The sequence below is a fragment of the Anatilimnocola aquadivae genome, assembly GCF_049819085.1.
Lineage (GTDB): Bacteria > Planctomycetota > Planctomycetia > Pirellulales > Pirellulaceae > Anatilimnocola.
In genome coordinates, this window is the sequence record NZ_CP187419.1 from 4,764,648 (window position 1) to 4,784,027 (window position 19,380).

Annotated in this window: 13 protein-coding genes; 10 read left to right on the forward strand and 3 right to left on the reverse strand. The window is 59.0% G+C overall.

Going from position 1 to position 19,380, the window contains the following annotated elements; all coding sequences use genetic code 11:
* Positions 1–196: 196 nt before the first annotated feature.
* From NA78x_RS18835 to NA78x_RS18880, 10 genes are all read left to right on the forward strand, one after another.
* A complete protein-coding gene (locus NA78x_RS18835) occupies positions 197–3,226 on the forward strand; it encodes a serine/threonine protein kinase (protein ID WP_425613920.1) in 3,030 nt (1,009 codons plus the stop codon).
* A 408-nt stretch (positions 3,227–3,634) separates the two neighbouring features.
* Positions 3,635–5,329, forward strand: a complete 1,695-nt coding sequence (groL, locus tag NA78x_RS18840) for a chaperonin GroEL (protein ID WP_425613921.1) — start codon at positions 3,635–3,637, stop codon at positions 5,327–5,329.
* 121 nt (positions 5,330–5,450) lie between these two features.
* On the forward strand, positions 5,451–5,750 hold the full coding sequence (locus tag NA78x_RS18845) for a co-chaperone GroES (protein ID WP_425613922.1): 300 nt from the start codon (positions 5,451–5,453) through the stop codon (positions 5,748–5,750).
* Positions 5,751–5,869: 119 nt separating this feature from the next.
* Positions 5,870–7,489 carry a chaperonin GroEL gene (gene groL, locus NA78x_RS18850; RefSeq protein WP_425613923.1) on the forward strand — a complete coding sequence of 540 codons (1,620 nt, stop codon included), beginning with the start codon at positions 5,870–5,872 and terminating at the stop codon, positions 7,487–7,489.
* A 216-nt stretch (positions 7,490–7,705) separates the two neighbouring features.
* Positions 7,706–8,845: a molecular chaperone DnaJ gene (gene dnaJ, locus NA78x_RS18855; protein ID WP_425613924.1), complete on the forward strand. Its 1,140-nt coding sequence runs from the start codon at positions 7,706–7,708 to the stop codon at positions 8,843–8,845.
* Between the two features lie 2 nt (positions 8,846–8,847).
* Positions 8,848–9,381, forward strand: coding sequence for a nucleotide exchange factor GrpE (grpE, locus tag NA78x_RS18860; RefSeq protein WP_425613925.1), 534 nt, complete (start codon positions 8,848–8,850; stop codon positions 9,379–9,381).
* A gap of 38 nt (positions 9,382–9,419) precedes the next feature.
* Positions 9,420–9,767 carry an FmdB family zinc ribbon protein gene (locus tag NA78x_RS18865; RefSeq protein ID WP_425613926.1) on the forward strand — a complete coding sequence of 116 codons (348 nt, stop codon included), beginning with the start codon at positions 9,420–9,422 and terminating at the stop codon, positions 9,765–9,767.
* A gap of 21 nt (positions 9,768–9,788) precedes the next feature.
* Positions 9,789–9,983 carry a DNA gyrase inhibitor YacG gene (locus NA78x_RS18870; protein WP_425619463.1) on the forward strand — a complete coding sequence of 65 codons (195 nt, stop codon included), beginning with the start codon at positions 9,789–9,791 and terminating at the stop codon, positions 9,981–9,983.
* 278 nt (positions 9,984–10,261) lie between these two features.
* Complete coding sequence (locus NA78x_RS18875; protein WP_425613927.1) at positions 10,262–11,458, forward strand: hypothetical protein; 1,197 nt, start codon at positions 10,262–10,264, stop codon at positions 11,456–11,458.
* A 125-nt stretch (positions 11,459–11,583) separates the two neighbouring features.
* Positions 11,584–12,912: a Trx7/PDZ domain-containing (seleno)protein gene (locus NA78x_RS18880; RefSeq protein WP_425613928.1), complete on the forward strand. Its 1,329-nt coding sequence runs from the start codon at positions 11,584–11,586 to the stop codon at positions 12,910–12,912.
* 36 nt (positions 12,913–12,948) lie between these two features.
* Here the strand turns inward: NA78x_RS18880 and NA78x_RS18885 are convergent, their stop codons facing one another.
* The 3 genes from NA78x_RS18885 to NA78x_RS18895 all read right to left on the reverse strand — a co-directional run bounded on the left by NA78x_RS18885 (position 12,949) and on the right by NA78x_RS18895 (position 19,266).
* The gene (locus NA78x_RS18885) at positions 12,949–14,391 is read right to left on the reverse strand and encodes a DUF1501 domain-containing protein (protein WP_425613929.1); all 1,443 of its coding nucleotides are present in this window, start codon (positions 14,389–14,391) and stop codon (positions 12,949–12,951) included.
* A 36-nt stretch (positions 14,392–14,427) separates the two neighbouring features.
* Positions 14,428–17,499, reverse strand: coding sequence for a PSD1 and planctomycete cytochrome C domain-containing protein (locus tag NA78x_RS18890; protein WP_425613930.1), 3,072 nt, complete (start codon positions 17,497–17,499; stop codon positions 14,428–14,430).
* Positions 17,500–17,592: 93 nt separating this feature from the next.
* Complete coding sequence (locus tag NA78x_RS18895) at positions 17,593–19,266, reverse strand: CocE/NonD family hydrolase (RefSeq protein WP_425613931.1); 1,674 nt, start codon at positions 19,264–19,266, stop codon at positions 17,593–17,595.
* Positions 19,267–19,380: the final 114 nt, after the last annotated feature.

Here is a 19,380-nt window from a genome sequence, read left to right on the forward strand (position 1 = left end):
CGGGAGAGTTCTGGCAGCGTGAACGCGGCGTCATTCTATCGACTGAATCGCGCCACCGAAAGAATTCCCGTGGAACTAAGTGTCGCCTGCGCAAATCTAGTTGCTTATCCTGGCAGCAGAAGCCAGAATTAACGCTGCAAGCGTTCCGGAAGCTTCTCTTAAAAGTCTATTCACGGGTCCCAGGAAGAGTCGAGTCATGGCCAATTTGTCGCCTGCTAGTGACACGCAAGCTTTTCTGGATTCCTTGCAAACGAGTCAACTGCTGTCGCCCGAGTCCATGGCGAAGGTGCGGGAGCAATTTGGTTCGGTTGATAACGCCAAGAACGTGGCCCGCGAACTGCTCAAAGCGGGCACCATCACGCGCTGGCAAGCCGGTCAATTGCTGCACAACTTTACCGCGCTGTTGGTGGGCAACTACAAGTTGCTGGACCAATTGGGCGTCGGCGAAATGGGCCGCGTTTACCTCGCCGAGCATGCCAAAATGCAGAGCAAGGTAGCCCTGAAAGTTCTAGCCCGCAAACATACGGCCCAGCCTCACGTGCTGCGGCGCATCTTGGCCGAAGCGCGTCGCGTCGCAGCCATTGAACACCCACATATCAGCCACATTCAAGACGTAAATCAGGACGGCGAACGGTACTTCATCGTGCTGGAGTACATTGATGGCCTCGACTTGCAGCGACAGGTAGAGCAGAAGGGAAAGTTCTCGCCGGCTCAGGCCTGGAACTACATTCGCCAAGCAGCAGCTGGCTTGGCTTATGCCCACGGCCAGAATGTTGTGCACGGCGGCCTCAAGCCTTCGAATTTGCTGACCGATGCCGGGGGAACCGTCAAGATCCTGGACTTTGGCTTGGCCCAACTGGCGACCACGGAAGAAACCGATAGCAACGACTCGGTTGATCAAGTCGCCCTCACTGCCAAGCTGTATCGAGCTCCCGAAGCCAGCCAACCGGCCACGATGACCGGCGATATGTATGGCTTGGGCGCCACACTCTACTTCTTGCTAACCGGCAAGCCTCCGCTCAAAGGGCCAAAATCAGCCGAGCAGTTGGCTGAACTCGCGCCGGAAGCGCCCGGCAACCTGGTTGAGCTTTGTCGGCGTTTGATGTCGGCAGCACCTGCGGATCGCCCCCAAAACGATCAAGAACTGCTTGCTGCCATCGAATTGGCCAAGCCGGACAGTTCGATCTCGAAAACGGCAGCCAAAGAGCTCCCTTCAAAGGTCCCTGCGGCCAAAACAACGGTCACTCCCACCAAGACAACGACGTTGCCGAGTGCTAAGCCGCTGGCCGAAGAGCCCGCTGCGAAAGCTCCGCCGCCGCGCGCGAAAAAGCCACTGACTGCCAAAGCGCTGCCCACCGCCGAGGCAAAAACCGATTCATCAACGGCCACTGCATCCCTATCTGCTGCCGATACTCCCACCGAGTCCTCGCCGAGTGACACTCCGTTTGCGGGCTTCGCCATTCAAACCGGGCCGAAATCGAAGGGTACCGCGCCTGCCAAATCGGGAGCCATGCCAGCGATCAATGCCGCAGCACCGGCACCCAAGAAGGCCGAAAAACCAACTTTAGTTGTGAGCGAAAAGCCGAACGAGACCGTCAACGAAAAAGCCACTTCCGCTGAAAAGCCAACGAAGGGGAAGAAGGGTAAGGGCGGAAAATCGAACATGCCACTGATCCTGGCCGGCGGCATCGGGGGCGGCGTGCTGGTGCTGGGGCTCATTATCGGTCTTGTCATGTTTTTGATGAGCGGTAAGGGCGACAAGAAGGAAGTCGCGAAGGCTGATCCTGATGCCGCGGCCACGACCGAAAGCACCGAATCGAACGGGGAAGCCAATCCGCCAACGGCAGCCGGCGAAGCGAACCCAGCTGTGGTTGAATCCAATCCGGCCATTCCAACAGCCACCGTCGAAGCGAACCCAATGCCGGTTGCTCCAATGGCGGAAGTTAAACCAGCAGAACCTGTTGCTGCCGCGCCAGTGGCACCTGCACCAGACACAAAGCCCGCTGAGCCACCCATGACGGCGGTTGCATCGGCAGACCCGGTGAAGCCTGAATCGAAGCCAGAGCCAAAACCCGAACCAAAGCCTGCACCAAAGGCAACGCCCAAGCCAGCACCAAAACCGGCCGCGCCGGTTAATCCGTTTGCCGGCTTCGCTGCCACAGCAGTCCTGCCCAAAGTCCCCTCCGGGGTCACGGAAGCTCCAGCAGAGATGCTGGTTCCCGTTGTGCTGGGACCTTGCAAGGTTCCTGACGAAAACACCGTGATTATCGCGCGACTCAAGGGCGCTAACTCGGCTTATGGCAAAGGCAAAATGAAGTTCACTCTCGAAGCGGCCAACGGCGGGACATCGCTCCGCGATTGGGACATCAAAGTTGGCGGCGAGATGAGTGATGCGCCCGTCGTTGTCGCCACGCTCTCCGCCAAAAACGATCAATTAACCTTCCAGTGGACCGCCGATGCCATCAAGCAGCCTGCTGCCCCGTACCTCGTCAACTGTGCGCTCGATTTGGCAGCCGGTAATGGCAAAGCGGTGGTCGCCCTCCGCGAACCAGTCACGGCCGAAGCGATTCCGATCACCATCGACAAACGGGGTCAGCCGGCCAAGTTCAATATCGATCTTCCCCCAGATCCCAAACAGCTGATGTTCGAGATCACGGCCGTCGAAGGGGATGTGCCAAAGGTGAAGTACGACAACAAGGACATCGCTGCCGATAAATCGACAACCTTCTTCTGGGTTGGCAATGTCGAAACCGAAATGCCGTTAGGCATCAAGATCGATACCACAGTCCAGAATGGCAAAACAGTACAAGTCATCGCCTTGCCGCATTTCAAACTGGAAGGCGTAAACACACGTCCCGAAGCCTATGAGAAGAAGAAGTTGCAAGGACTCGATCAGTCCATTAACCAAAAGCTGCAGTTCGCAACGGGAGCACTGTCTCAAGCAGCCGGCTTGAAAGACAAGAAGCAGAAGGATGAAATCACCCAGCAGGCTACGCTTGCGATCGAACCTTTGCAAAAGGCCAAGGCCCAACTCGAACAGTTGGTCAATCTGGCCAAGGGCTTGCAGAGCAATGGCAAAATTCAGTTCCGCATCTATGCCAATGCCGAGGACGACTCCGGCGAAGCTGCCAAAATCGTGCTCGTCCAATCAGCAACCGGCGCTCCACCCGCAGAAGAGAAGCTCAACCTGGGCGGTGGCGGCGATAACAACAAAAAGAAGCTGTAACAAAACGCGGCCTGGGCTTCGTAGGCGCACCGTATTGGCGACTCGGCAGAATCCTGCCCCTGCCAAATTGACAACGAAGCCCACTTCTCACGACTGGCACGCCTCCGCACCAGCGATACCTTCGGCTCCAAGTCGATATCTGCCAGCACCTTGCGATGAACTGCTCGCCCGTGGCACAAGCGTTGCATTACAGGGCAAAATCTGCGGCGGAACTGCCAAATTGGGCCCAGGTCGTATTTGCGACTCGGTACCCAACAAGCCCCAGCTTGGCAATCTCGCCAGATCCCTTTCATGAAACATTCGGTTGCTGCCAACTCTGTTAGTTGCGACGCGGCCCTCTGGTATTCAGCACTCTCTCGTATTTTGCACATTTAGTCTTCGGTATATCGGCAACAGGAGAAATCCATCGTGGCAAAGCAAATGGTCTTCGATGACGACGCTCGTCAGCCTCTTTTGGCGGGCGTGTCGAAGCTGGCTCGAGCAGTCCGCAGCACGCTCGGCCCCCGCGGTCGCAATGCGGTGCTCGACAAAGGTTGGGGTTCCCCCAAGGTGACCAAGGACGGTGTGACCGTCGCGGAAGACATCGAACTCGATGATCCGTACGAAAACCTGGGCGCTCAACTCGTCAAAGAAGCCGCCAGCAAGACCAACGAAGTCGCTGGCGACGGCACGACCACGGCTACCGTGCTCGCCGAAGCCATCTTCCGCGAAGGCCTGAAGATGATCGCCGCGGGTTACGACCCGATGGCTCTCTCGCGCGGCATCGGCAAAGCAGCCGAAGCCGTCTGCGACGAAATCTACGCGATCGCCACGCCGATCAGCGAAAAGAACAAGAAGGAACTGCAGCAGATCGCCACCATCGCGGGCAATAACGACCCGACGATTGGTGCAGTGCTCGCCGATGCGTTCCTCAAGGTCGGTAAAGACGGCGTGATCACGATCGAAGAAGGCCGCGGCGCAGAGACAACCGTCGAAGTGGTCGAAGGCATGCAGTTCGATCGCGGTTTCCTCTCGCCTCACTTCGTCACCAATCAAGACGAAGTTTCGGTCGAACTCGAAAACTGCTATGTGCTGTTGTACGAAGAAAAAATCTCGAACAACAAGAAACTGATTCCGCTGCTCGAAGCCATCAGCAAGGCCAACAAGCCGCTGCTGATCGTGGCTGAAGACGTCGAAGGCGAAGCCCTCGCCACGCTCGTCGTCAACAAGCTCCGCGGCATTCTGCAAGTTTGTGCCGTCAAGGCTCCCGGCTACGGCGATCGCCGCAAGGCCATCCTCGGCGACATCGGTGTGCTCACCGCTGCCACCCCGATCTTCAAGGATCTCGGCATCGAGCTCGAAAGCGTCAAGGTTTCGGACCTCGGCTTTGCCAAGAAGGTGAAGATCACTTCGGAAAACACCGTGTTCGTCGGTGGCAAGGGAACGAAGCAGCAAATCGAAGCCCGCGCCGAGCAAATTCGCCGCGAGATCACGGTCACCGATAGCGAATACGATCGCGAAAAGCTGCAAGAACGCCTGGCCAAGTTGGCCGGTGGCGTGGCCCAGATCAGCTGCGGTGCCGCAACCGAAACCGAAATGAAGGAACGGAAGTGGCTGCTGGAAGACGGCAAGAATGCCGTGCAAGCCGCGCTTGAAAGTGGCATCGTCCCTGGTGGCGGTGTGGCTCTCATCCGTGCCGAAAAGTCGATCGAGAAGTTGAAGCTCGAAGGCGACGAAAAGATGGGCGGCCAGATCATCCGCAACATTCTCGATCAGCCGCTGCGATGCATCGCTCAAAATGCCGGTCTCGATGGCGCAGTGGTCGTCAATCGTGTTCGCCAGCTGAAGAGCAAGACCGAAGGCTACAACGCCGACACCAACCAGTACGGCGACATGCTCAAGTTCGGTGTGATCGATCCAGCCAAGGTAGTTGCGACCGCGCTCAAGAATGCGGCCAGCGTCGCGGCTCTGCTCCTCACTACCGAAGCCCTCGTTTGCGAAATGCCCAAGGAAGATGGCGGCGATGATCATCACGATCACCACGACCACGGAATGGGCGGCGGCATGGGAGGTATGGGTGGCATGGGCGGAATGGACATGGGCGGTATGGGCGGCATGATGTAGTCCCCGTGGCCTGAAGTCAGGCTTCGGGCTCTGCAGTTGTCCTCACTCAACAGGCACGCACCAGCGGTTCGTGCCATCAAATCGAACAAACCAAAAAACTAAACACAGAAGGATTTCACACATGGCCAAGTTGAAGATTCGCCCGCTCGACGACAGAGTCGTAGTCAGCCCACTCGAAGCCGAACAGCGCACCGCTGGCGGCATCGTGTTGCCCGATTCGGCGAAAGAACGTCCCCAGCGGGGTACGGTGGTCGCGGTCGGTCCCGGCAAGCTGCTCGAGAGCGGCAAGCGGGCCGAGTTGGCAGTCGCCGTCGGTGACCAGGTCATCTATGGAAAGTACGGCGGCACCGATATCGAAGTCGGTGGCGACGACGTCAAGGTGCTCCGCGAGAGCGACATCCTGGCGAAGGTCGTTGAGTAATTGACCCAGTCGTAATTTACTCAGTCATTGATTATCCGCCTGTGGGCGTTGTGCAACTCACGACGCCCGCTCACTCCCTTTCGCAAATCATTCATAACTCACGTTAGAGGCCTGTAGTCGTGGCAAAACAACTGTTATTCGACGATCTCGCTCGCGCTCGCATGCTCGCGGGTGTCGACAAGCTCGCTAATGCCGTCGCGGTCACCATGGGACCGACCGGTAAGAACGTCATCATCGACAAGTCGTTTGGCGGCCCGACGGTCACCAAGGACGGCGTGACGGTCGCCAAAGAAATCGAACTCGAAGATCGCTTCGAGAACATGGGTGCCAAGCTGGTGGTCGAAGTCGCTCAAAAGACTTCGGACCTCGCCGGTGACGGTACCACCACAGCTACCGTGCTGGCTCGAGCGATCTTCAAAGAAGGTCTCCGCAGCGTGGTCGCTGGCAGCAATCCGACCGGCATTCGCCGCGGCATCGACAAGGCTGTCGAAGCAGCCACCGCCAAGCTGGTCTCGATGGCCAAAAAGGTCACGAGCAAGGACGAGGTCGCTAACGTCGGCGCCATCTCGGCCAACAACGACATGGCGATTGGCGAATTGCTCGCCGAAGCTTTGCATCGCGTCGGTAAAGACGGCGTGATCACGGTCGAAGAAGGCAAGACGGCCGATACCAAGGTCGAATACGTCGATGGTATGCAGTTCGACAAGGGCTTCGTCTCGCCCTACTTCATCAACCGCCCAGCGTCGATGGACTGCTTGCTGGAAGATGCCTTGATCCTCATCCACGAAAAGAAGATCAGCAATCTGCGCGACTTGGTGCCGATCCTCGAAAAGGTCAGCTCGACCGGCAAGCCATTGCTCATCATCGCCGAAGATGTCGATGCCGAAGCACTCACCCTGCTCGTCGTCAACAAGCTCCGTGGCGTGCTGAACGTCTGTGCCGTCAAGGCTCCGGGCTTCGGCGATCGCCGCAAGGCAATGCTGGGCGATATCGCGGTGCTCACCGGCGGTACGCTGATCAGCGATGATCTCGGTTTGCAGCTCGAAGCTCTGTCGCTCGAACACCTGGGTCGCGCCAAGAAGGTCTCGGTTGATAAAAGCAACACGACGATCGTCGAAGGTGCCGGCAAGCGGAACGACATCGACAAGCGTGTGCAGCAAATCAAGAACCAGATGAACCAGACCGAAAGCGAGTACGACAAGGAGAAGTTCCAAGAACGTCTCGCCAAGCTCGCTGGCGGTGTGGCTGTCATCTCGGTCGGTGCTGAAACCGAAGCCGACATGAAGCAAAAGAAGGCCCGCGTCGAAGATGCGTTGCACGCCACCCGTGCCGCTCTCGAAGAAGGCATTCTCCCTGGTGGTGGTGTCGCTCTGCTGCGTTGCTCGGACGTGGTCGAGAAGCTCGTTGACACGCTCAAGGGTGACGAAAGCGTGGGTGCGAGCATCATTCTGCACGCCCTCTCTTCGCCCATGCGGACGATTGTCGACAACGGCGGCCGCGATGGCTCGGTGGTCTGCGACGAAGTGCTGCAAAAGCCTGCCAACACCGGCTACAACGCCCTGACCGGCGAGTATGTCGACATGTTCAAGGCTGGCGTCATCGACCCGGTGAAGGTAGTTCGCACGGCTCTCGGCAATGCCGCGAGCATCGCTGCGTTGCTCCTCACCACCGAGGCGCTCGTGACCAACCTGGACAAAGACGACAAGGCCAAGCGGTCGGTCGAAGGCTCGATCCGCTAAGCGAACCTGGAGGACGAAGCCGTGCTTCGTCCTTGCAAAACTGGGACGAAGCATGCTTCGTCCCACGCTCGGAACTAAGTCAGGTCTACTACGGGCCACTTCGCATAGAGGTGGCCCCTTTTTTGGAGCGAACGGGCGAAAGCGAACCTTTCCCAGCGTCCTAGAATGCTGGTAGAGATTTACTGACACCCTTTTGCACGAAGAATCATGGCAGCGATGGCCAAGCGCGATTACTACGAAGTGCTGAGCATTAAGCGCGAAGCTTCCGAAAAGGAAATTGCGACCGCTTATCGCAGGCTCGCGCTCAAATACCATCCCGATACGAATCCGGGCGATCCGGACTCGATGGAAAAATTCAAGGAAGCGGCTGAAGCCTACGAAGTGCTCGCCGATGCTGATAAGCGGGCCCGTTACGATCGCTTTGGCCATGCCGGCGGCGATCAGTTTGGCTCGCAGTTTCAAGACGCCGACGACATCATGGATGCGTTCGGCAGCATCTTCGGCGACCTGTTCGGCGGCAGTGGTGGCCGTCGCGGTAAACGGGCTCGCCAAGGTGCCAACCTGCGTGCCGACGTTAAACTCACCCTGGAAGAAGCCGCCAAGGGGATCAGCAAAACCGTTGAGTTCGCGCGCAGCAAGAGCTGTGAAACGTGCAAAGGCAGCGGCAGCAAGCCTGGCTCTTCAAAGACCACTTGCCGTTACTGCGCCGGGCATGGCCAAGTTGTTCAATCGGCGGGCTTCGTCCGCGTGCAAACGACGTGTCCTCAGTGTCGCGGCGCTGGTTCGGTCATTACGGAACCCTGCACCGATTGTCGCGGCAACGGCTACGTGCAAGAACGCACCAAGCTCGATGTGGCCATTCCGCCGGGCATCGACGACGGGATGCGCGTTCGGATTCCTGGCCAAGGTGAACCGAGTCCCGAAGGGGGCCCACCGGGCGACTTGTTCTGCTTCATCAGCGTCAAAAAGCACAAGCTGTTCGAACGTGAGGGCGTGCATCTCATTTTGCGAATGCCAATCACGTTCAGCCAATCCGCGCTCGGTGCGACGATCGAAGTTCCCACGCTCGATGGTCCGCACGATTTGAAGATCCCCGCAGGCACCGAAGCGGGTGAGGTCTTCCGCGTACGTGGCAAGGGGCTGGCTGATCCGCGCGGCGGTAGCGGCAAGGGCGATCTACACGTGCAGACCTATATCGAAGTGCCGAAGAAACTCACGGCGCGTCAGCGAGAGTTGCTGCAAGAACTCGCAGAACTTGAACATGCGAATGTGACACCGCACCGCAAGACATTTTTCGAAACCATCACGGAGTATTTCAGTCCTTCCAACGCTCCGAGCAAGAAGACTGAGGAATAGTCATGTCTGCTGAAGTTGAAAAAAACGAAGACGCCGGCGATGCCCCCACGAATCCCCTCTTTTCGTCGGGCCCCGAAGCCAAGATCGATCAGCTCGAAGCCGAGCTGAAGAAGGCTCAGGACGAACTGCTGCGGCAACAGGCCGAGTTCGAGAACTTCCGCAAGCGCAAGGCACGCGAAATTGAAGAAGAGCGAAAGTACACCATTCTGCCGTTTGCCCGCGACTTGCTGCCCGTCGTCGATAATCTCGATCGCGCGCTGGACGCGGCTGCCCAAGGTGGCGATGCCACTTCGCTGCGTGATGGCGTAAAGATGGTCTCGGCCCAGCTGATGAACGTCCTCTCGCAACACCAGTGCGTCCGTATTCCCGGTGTGGGTGCCGAGTTCGATCCCAACTTTCATCAGGCAATCGCCCAGGAAGCCACTGCCGAGTATCCGGCTGGTTCGGTCAGCCGCGAGGCCCAGGTCGGGTACAAGTTGTACGACCGTGTTGTTCGGCCGGCTCAGGTGTTTGTGTCCACGGGTCCGGCGTCATAGTCTTCGTGTCGTAGTCTTTGTTGAGCGAGAATCCAAGCATGCCCACGTACGATTACGAATGCGACGCCTGCGGCCACAAGGAAGAAGTCTTCCAAAGCTTCAGCGATCCGCTGATCGAAAAGTGCCCGAAGTGCAAAAAGAAGAAGTTCCGCCGCCTGTTCGGTGCGGGTGCGGCCGTGATGTTCAAGGGAACCGGCTTCTACACCACCGATTACCGCAGCGACTCCTACAAAAAAGCCGCATCGGCCGATAGTAAGCCCAGCGATTCGAGCAGCTCGACTTCGGCAGAAAGCAGTAAGAGCAGCGAAGCAAAACCGGCAACGCCTGCTCCCAAGCCAGATTCGCCATCATCTGGTTCGAGTAGCAAATCGAACAAGAAGGACTAAGCGGTCAATCTCATGAGCATGATGTGCTGCAGTGTTTGCGAGCGAGTCTTCGATTCGGCGATATCGCCCTCCATGCCCTTCTGTTCGGAACGCTGCAAGACGATCGACCTGGGCCGCTGGCTCGGCGAGAAGTACAGCGTGCCTTACGAGCGAACCGAAGACGACGAGGAAGAAGACTCGCCCCCGCCACGCCACAATACGAGTGGTGAAGACTAGTCGCTCGGCGGTAAGTCGACGCAAGTCGTTGTCAACCGCAAAAGGGGGGTGTCCAACAATCGGGTTGATTGCTGGACAGCGGATAGCGCAACTCTCGGGAAATACTGCCAAGTAGTGTCCAACAATGGGCCGCTCGTTGGACAGATAGGCTCGAAACGGCAACAGCCAAGACGAAAGTTACGGCGAACGAGGCCACCGGAATATTTGCTGCCCGCCCGCTGCTATGCGATGCTTGAGCGCCATTCTGTGGCAGAAACTGCCCCCTCCGGGAGAGACCCATGCTCAAGATCCGCTGCTATCGCTCGCTCTTGCTTCGCACGCTTGGACTTCGGCTCGGATTGTTCGCTCTGGCGATCATCTCGCCAGCGGTCGTAGCTCGGGGGCAAACTGCGTCCAAGCCCGCCTTTCAGTATCAGTCGGGCGAGATCCGGATCAGCATTCCCTCGGCCGATGAGCCGCGCGTGAAACAGTTTGGGCCAGAGTCGCTGAAGCTGGCAGGGAAGTATCTGGACGCCGGCGCGGTGAGTTGGGTGCGTGAAAGGTCCTGTGTAAATTGCCACACGACCGGTCCTTACATGACCGAGTACACAGCCTGGTCGCGGCAGTTTGGCAAGCCCAGCGAAGAGGTGCTCGCGAACTTTGTGGCGGCCGTGCCGAAGGAAGTGAAGGAGGTCGCGGAGACCGATAAGAATGGTCACAAGTACTATCCCGGGGCGTTCTTCAGCGTGTGGCGTAGTGCGGGACTGGCCGAGTGGGATCGAAACGTCACCGGCAAACTCTCGGAAGTCACCGATCGTTCGCTCCGCGATATGTTCGCGCGCCAGTCGGAGAGCGGCGCGCTAGTCAGTCACGGCGAGGTCGAGATTCCGCATATCACCACCGACTTCGAACTGTCGCTGCAAGCTGCGCGGGCCATCACCGCCGCGCCGGGCTGGCTCGCCGGATTGAAGGACGAAGCGCTGCTCGCGCGTGTAGACAAACTGAAAGAGTGGCTGCGAACCTCGCCGCCGAAGAACGATTTTGATCGCATCTTGAAATTGCAGCTGGCCCACTACCTGCCGGAACTGGTGCCACAATCCGAGCGCGACGCCGCACTGGCCCTGCTGTCATCCAAGCAGCACGCTGACGGCGGTTGGAGCACGCGCGACATGTCCCCGCTGGCGGACTGGCACTTTGAAATGAGCGCGACCGTGCTGAACCTCATCAAAGGCCTGCCCGATGCTGAGAAGCCAGAAAGCGATGCGTACCTGACGTCGCTGGCAATCGTGCTGATGCGGCAGAACAAGGTTCCCGTCTCTGACCCACGGATCCAGCAAGGGCTGGGCTGGCTGAAGCGTGAGCAGCGCGAAAGTGGCCGCTGGTGGATGCACTCGCTCTATCGCGGCAACTACCACTACATCACGTACATCGCCACCGCCGAAGCAATCAAGGCCCTCGACCTGTGCGGGGAACTGGACGCGATTTCGGCCGACTAGTAGCCCCAAAGCGGCGCTCGATCGTTCGCCCGACATTCTTAAAAAATCAAGTTGCCGAGCGCGCGGCAGATCCCCATACTCACAACACCCAGCTCATTGCCAGGCAAACTTCGGGAGCCCCTCTCATGCGACGCGCGTTACTCTGCTTACTTGTTGGCTTGCTCGGTTGCGTTTCGACGCTCTCTGCCCAGACGCGCGAACAGAAGGTTCGCGGCGATAAAACCAAGTACGAAGCCACGGGCTTTTGGATTTACAACGATCTGACCAAAGGCTTCGCCGAAGCCAAAGCCAGCGGCAAACCAATGCTGGTGGTGCTGCGGTGTTTGCCGTGCGAGCACTGTGTGAAGCTCGACGATGAACTGGTCGAAACCGATGCCACGCTGCGGCCCCTGCTCGAGAAGTTCGTGCGAGTCCGGGTGATCTCGGCGAACGGTCTCGACCTGTCGCTGTTCCAATTCGATACCGATCAGTCGTATGCCGTCTTCATGCTCAATGGCGACGGTACCATCTATGGTCGCTATGGCACGCGGTCCGATCAGACACTTTATGCCGACGATGTTTCGATCGAAGGACTCGCCAAAGCGCTTGACGGCGCCCTTTCATTGCACCAAGACTATCCGAAAAACAAGGACGAACTCGCACTGAAGCGGGGACCAGCACCGGCCTTTTCCTCGCCCGAGAAGTATCCCAAGCTGCAAGGCAAATATGGTTCGGCGATTAACTACGAAGCCAATCTCATTCAAAGCTGCATCCACTGCCATCAGATTGGCGATGCCGTCAAACAGCACGCCCGCGAGCGCGGCGGCGCTTTGCCAGAGCAGGTGCTGTTTCCCTATCCGCATCCCAAGGCATTGGGGCTGATATTGAATCCACGTGAACGCGCGAAAGTGGTGCGAGTCGAAGCCGATTCGCTCGCTGACCAAGCGGGCTTTCGCGCTGGGGATGAAATCCAAAAGCTCGGCGGCCAAACACCGCTTTCGATCGCCGACGTGCAATGGGTGCTGCATCACACACCGGCCAGCGGCGGAACCGTCGCCGCCACCGTGCTGCGCGATGGCAGGTCTGTACCCGTGGAACTGAAGTTGCCCGCGGAATGGAAGCAACTCGACGACATCGCCTGGCGAGCCTCAAGCTGGGAACTACGGCGGATGGCACTCGGAGGACTGTTCCTGAAAAAGATGCCTGCCGAAGTACGTGCAGAAATGAAGTTGCCCAGCGACAAGTTGGTCCTGCGAGCACAGCACGTTGGTCAGTACGCACCTCATAATGGTGCGAAAGAAGCGGGCTTGAAGGTGGGCGATGTGCTTGTCTCGTTCGATGGCAAAGACGATTTTCTGCGCGAGACCGATCTGCTCGAGTACGCGCTGAACCACGTGAAACCCGGCAGCAGTGTGCCTGTTGTGGTGCGACGCGAGGGGAAGAATCTGGAGCTGACGCTGAAGATTCCGAAGTAGCAGTCGCCTGCGCCGCGATGCTGCTCGACGGCGATGCTAAACGATGATTTCTTTCAGCACCTCGCCAGCCACATCGGTGAGGCGGAAATCGCGGCCGTTGAAGCGATAGGTCAGCTTGGTGTGTTCGAGGCCGAGTAAATGGAGCAGGGTTGCATGCAGGTCGTTCACATGCACCTTCTTCTCCACGGCCTTGTAACCAAACTCGTCGGTCGCACCGTAGTGCAGACCGGCCTTCACACCGGCGCCAGCCATCCAGATGGTGAAGCCGTTCGGATTGTGATCGCGCCCCTTGGCTCCTTGCGAATCGCTGGTGCGGCCAAACTCGCCGCCCCAGATGACAAGCGTTGATTCGAGCAGACCACGCGCCGCGAGATCGGCCAGCAAGGCGGCTGCGGGCTGGTCGGTGTGCAGCCCGCACGAACGATGATTCGTCTGCACGTCGGTATGGCAGTCCCAAGGAACATCGTTCACGCTCCCATCGCCACCCACGCCCTTGCCGGCGAAGATCTGCACGAAGCGAACGCCCCGCTCGACGAGCCGCCGCGCGAGCAAACACTGCCGAGCGAACGTGGCGCATTCGGGTTTATCGAGCCCGTATTGTTGATGCGTCATCGCCGTTTCTTTGGACAGGTCCATCGCCTCGGGCGCGGCCATCTGCATACGATACGCCAATTCGTACGAATTGATGCGGGCAGCCAGATCGGCCTGGGTGGGTCGCGAAGCGGCGTGCTCCTGATTGAGTTCGCGAATCAAGTCGAGCTGCGAGCGCTGCTGCGCGTCGCTGTGCTTGTTATCGCGCAGCAGGTTATCGATGGCCTCTTTGCGGCGAGCATCGAGGGCCAGTGCCTGGTAGGTCTTCGGCAGAAAACCGGCCGACCAGATCTGATCGTCACCACGCGGCCGCGTATCGTGCATCACCACGTACGAAGGCAAGTCTTGATTCAGCGAACCCAGACCATACGTCAGCCACGCGCCGAGAGCCGGCAGACCGGGGCGATTTGTGCCGCACATCAGTTCAATCGAGGCTGGCGCGTGATTGTTCTGCTTCAGGTGCATCGAGTGCAGAAAGCACATCTTGTCGACGTGCTGCGACAAGTGCGGAAAGATATCCGAAACCCACGAGCCCGACTGGCCGTGTTGCTTCCACTCAAAGGGGGACTTCAGGCACTTGCCGCTCGTCGTGAAGAAGCCCGTCTTGGGATCGGAGCCAGCCAGTTCCTGGCCATCGCGCTTTTGCAATTCGGGCTTGTAGTCCCACGTATCGACTTGCGACGGCGCGCCGGTCATGAACAGCCAGATGATCGACTTCACCTTGGGCGGCAAGTGAGGTTGCTTCGGCGCGAGGGGTCCGCCGCTGATTGCTTCCGCAGCGGGCGACTCGCCTTGCAGCATGCTGGCGAGAGCCAGCGAACCAAAGCCAAGTCCAGCGTCTTTCAGGAATTGACGTCGGGCTGGCAGGGAGAAGTTGTGGTTGAACATGACTGTTCCAACGGGCGAGGGAGCGAAGCAGGGCAATCAGTCGATATACACAAACTCACTCAAGCAAAGCAAAACCTGGCAGAACTCGGTGAGTGATTTTTCGGCTGCGGCTGGATCAGCACCGACCACAGCCTGTTGTTGTTCGAGAAAGGCCATCAAGCGACTACGCTCGGTTTCGGTGGGCAAGCGAGCGAAGCTGATTTGGTAAGCGAGGTCGATGGACTTCGTGAGTGGCTCGCCCGCAGCGGGCTTGATTCGCTTGGCCAGTTTCTCGGCCTGGTCGCGCACGAACGGCGAGTTCATCATCGCCAGCGATTGTGTGGGCACGGTCGTGCTGATTCGCTCGCCAATGCTTTGCGTCGGTTCGGGCGCATCGAACATGGTCATCAGTGGAATGAGTTCACTGCGCTTCACACGCAGGTAAATGCTACGGCGGGGAGTGTTGTCGAGAATGCTCGGGCCGAACATCTGCTTGTCGAGATTGCCGCCGATCGCGAGGAGCGAGTCGCGAATTAATTCCGCATCCAGCCGCCGAGGCTGATAGTGCCACCAGAAGCGATTCGCGGGATCGATCTTCAGGTTCTCGGGCGATACTTCATTGGCTTGTTGATACACGGCACTGAGCATGATCTGCTTATGCAGCGGCTTCAGCTTCCAGCCGTTGTTCACCAGTTCGCTGGCCAGCCATTCGAGCAATTCGGGATGCGAGGGGCGTTCGCCTTGCGCGCCAAAATCGTTTGGAGTACCAACGAGTCCCTGGCCAAAGTGATGTTGCCAAAGTCGATTGGCCATTACACGGGCGAGTAACGGCCCCGCACCTTGTTCGACGTCGGTCATCCAATCGGCGAGGGCTATGCGGGGATCGGCTGCGCTGGTGCTCACCGGTGTCGTGTCAGCGGAGGGGACATCGCTCGTGCGTCGCAGGACCTGAATGAAGCCGGGTTCCGCTTTGCCCAGTTTGTTTTCGACTTCGCCGCGCCGCAACAAGAAGACATCCTGGCCACCGGCGACCGTGGTGTAGACTTCGGCCAGCTTTGGGCGAGGTTCGGCTGCTGTGTGATTGCGAACGATCTCCACCGCCTTGGCGGTATCCGTATCGAACGGCGCGAACCAGCGGGTCATCTCTTCGCGCTGGGCATCGGGCAGCTTGTTGCCGTTGGCAGCCAGAATGGCCCTGATCTCGCCCACATGTTGAGGAGTCAGGTCACCGGCCCAAGTCGCGGGATTGGCTTCGGTGCTGAGCGCGAGTCGCAAGCGACCGATGCCGAGATCTTTGAACTTCATCTCCACTTGCAGTTCGGTGCCACCAGCAAAGCCGGCCAGTGGCGTCTCCAATTCAAAGACGGCCGCGTTGTCTTTCTTGGCGTTGGTCTTCACGACCCAAGCCGTATTCGGCTTGCCATCGACGGCTTGCGCAATGGGCTGGTCTTTATCTTCGAAGGCAGCGAAGACCGGCTTCAGCTTGAGAACCAGTGGAGCATCTTTCGACTGCGGGTCTAGCGGTTTCGCGGTGACTTTCATCTCGCCCAGTTGAAAGCTGCCGTCGGTATTGAGCCCTGGTCCCTTTTGCGGCAGCGACTTCTCCGTGAAGGCATCCAGCCGCAGCGACATCACATTCTTTTGGTGCGTGTGATACGTCAGGCTGTAGGACTCCGCTGCGCCAACCTTGCGACCCTGCCCGCGTTTGGGAACATTCACGCCCGCGACCATCAAGCCATCGTGCGCGAGGATGCCGCCGGGCACACTCTTCAGCCAGGAGCGCTCGGCGTCCCAAGCGACCGGCTCCATGGTTTGCCAGCGGGGTGCTTCGGGCTGCTTGGCCAGTTCCGCCTTACGCCATTTTTCGACGCGCGGTGGTAATTGCTCGGTAGCAAACTTGCGCAGGTCCGCGACCAGCGGTTCATGCGCCACGCGATGGGCTTCGAGTGCCCGCTCGCTGGCAGCTGGATCGGGATCGATCGTGCGCGAGCCATGGCCGGTCTTGGCGAGAGCCGCAGCGAGCGCGTAGTAATCGGTTTGCGGAATCGGGTCGTACTTATGGTCGTGGCAACGAACGCAGCCGATCGTCAGGCCGAGCATCGAGCCGCCGACCGTCATCAGCATGTCGTCGAGCTGATCGTAGCGGATACGTTCGACGGTCTTCGCGGTAATCTGCCCCGGATACGGACCAGCCACAAGAAAGCCGCTCGCCGAAGCGGCCGCATACTCTTCGGGCTGCAACTTGTCGCCGGCCAATTGCTGGCGGACGAACTGGTTGTAAGGCAGGTCTTCGTTGAGCGCGCGAATCACCCAATCGCGATAGTGATAAGCACCGCCACGAAAGCCGTCAAACTCGTAGCCGCCACTCTCGGCATAGCGGGCAACATCCAACCAATGCCGAGCCCATTTCTCGCCGTAGTGCTGGCTGGCGAGCAGCTCGTCGATGACCTTCTCGAATGCCTGCGGCGATTCATCTTTGGCAAAAGCGTCGATCTGCTCGGGCGTGGGCGGCAAACCGATCAAGTCGAAATAGGCGCGGCGGAGCAGCTTCGCTTTTGAGGCGGGGCCATTGGGCGTCAGTTTTTGTTGTGCGAGCGCGGCCTGAATGAACTGATCGATCGGAGTCTGGATGCGAGCGCCACTGGGTGCAGCAGGGGGAGTTACGGCAGCCAATGGTTGAAACGACCACCATTGCTTCCCCTCTTCGATATTGATCTCGCGTTTCGACTTGACGACCGTACCATCCTGGCGAGGATCGGCTGCGCCGTTATCGATCCAGCGAGCAAAGTCAGCGACGATCTCGGCCGACAATTTGCCGCTGGGGGGCATCTCAAAGCCGTCGTACTTCAGGGCCTTAAGCAGCAGACTCTCGGCCGACTTCCCTTTGACAATCGCCGGGCCACTTTCACCGCCAGCGAGCAAGCCAGCAGCCGAATCGAGATACAGGTCGGCTTGCAGCTTCTTTTGCTCGCGCGCGGCGACCGAGTGGCAGCTGTAGCAATGCTGGACAAGAACGGGCCGAATCTTCTGTTCGAAGAATTTTACTTCCTCTTCGGCGGGAGCCTGTGCATAAAGCTTCGCGCACAAACACAGCATCAGCAGGGGAGAGATCCAGCCTGATCGCATCATTCAATCCTGTTGCCAAAAGACAAATGTCGGCAGGCAAGGCAAGCTCTTAGTCTACCTGCTGCGGTCGCAAAAAGCAGTCTTTAAGCGGGCCCATTATTGTCCCGCAACCGTCGCAATCGGGGCCAGAATGCGTGAGGCATTCAGGCGGTGATGGTAAATCGTATTTACTGCCTTTGTGGCATTGGCGGGGAACTCCACGGTGAGTGGTTCGCCCGTTTGGGGATTCGGTTCGTAGAGGGGAGCGCCGGTGCTGGCGACGGTCACACGAATGCGATGACCCTTGGCAAAGATCTGGCTCAGCCAGCCGACATCGAAGTTGAGCTTGTGGACTTCGCCGGGTGTTAAGAGTGCCTCGTGGTCGAAACCTTCGCGATAGCGGGCCCGCAGCGGATACTCGATGATCAAAATCGAGCGACCATCGGGATAGACATCGCTGACGCGGACGATCACGTCGGTGTCGCGAGCCGTTGAGGACAGCAGCAACTCGGCGCGCACGCGGCCGGTCCATTCGACCGGTTCAGCCAGAGGCGCGGTGGTGAAGGTGCGAACCTCGGTCTGCTGCTCAAAGGCTCGAGCATCTTTGGCTCCCAGAAACGCTGCACCGGGCATTTGCATCGGGTGGAGCGGATCGCTGGTGAAACTAGTCGAGCCTTTGTCACTCGTCGGCAACTCGGTCGACAGCGCGCCTTCGGCTTGCAAGTAGTACGGGGACATCTTGGCCGGCGGCGGGAAGTCGGCGGCGGTACGCCACTCGTTGCCCGGCGCACCTTCTTCGCCGACGGCGCCCATCACGTAGTAACGCACGGCGGGCTCGCGCTCGACGCCGGTTGCTTTGCCTTTCAGCCAATGGTCGAACCAGCGGACCATGTGTTCGTGTTCCGGCCAAGTGGCATTGGCCGGATAGGTGAGTTCCGCCACGCGGTTCCCTTTGTTCAATCGCCCGTGCAACCAAGGGCCGATGATCAGTTGCTGCTTGCCGCGCGAATTAGGCCCGCCCTGCTGCTGCCGACCTTGAAAACTGGCGATCGAGCCCTGGTTCATGAAGTCGTACCAGCTGCCGATCGTGAAGCAGGGGACATTCATCTTGGGGAAGTGGAGCGAGCAATCTTCCTCGCGCCAGTAATCGTCGTAATGGGGATGACGGAACCACTCGGCGACAAGTTGGCGATTGTCCTCGGGATTGCGACACGTCTTTTCGAGCGAGACGAAACGATTCGGGCGCGTGATGCCGCCAATGCGATAACCTTCCTGAAATAGGCTCAGGCCGGTATCGACCATGTACTGACACTTGAGATGCGGAGGCTGAGTGACCGCCAAAAAGTTCTGGGCAAAGCCTCCCTGCGAACTGCCGAAGGTGCCGACCTTGCCGGTGGACCATTTTTGCGTGGCGAGCCATTCGCAAGTGTCGTAGCCATCCTGCAATTCGCCCCAGCCGAGCGCCCGATACCCCACCCACTTCCCTTCCGAGAGATGCGTGCCCCGAAAGTTAACGAGGGCGACCACGTAACCAGCCTCTGCCAGTTTGGCGGCTGCCTTGCGAGTTCCTGCCCCGCGGAGGTCGGCGTACCGCTGTTCAAACACGACTGGCCAGGGACCTTCGCCCGGCGGCACATACAGATAGGCCGACAGTCGTTGACCGTCGCGCATGGGAATCCGTTCGTGCCGCTCGGTGATCGTGCCGAGGTCAACTTCGGCCTGGGCCAGCAGCAACGTCGGAGTGAGGCTGGCGAGCAAGACAAAAACCAGCAGGCGGGCAGCAGCATTCATTGGGTAAGCACCTGGGGGAAGGTGGAGTCTGGCGGGTGCCGCTGAGTCTAGCAGGGAAAAGTGCAGCTAGTCGACTCGCTCCCCGAGTCGCCATGCTGCACGGCGGACCATGGC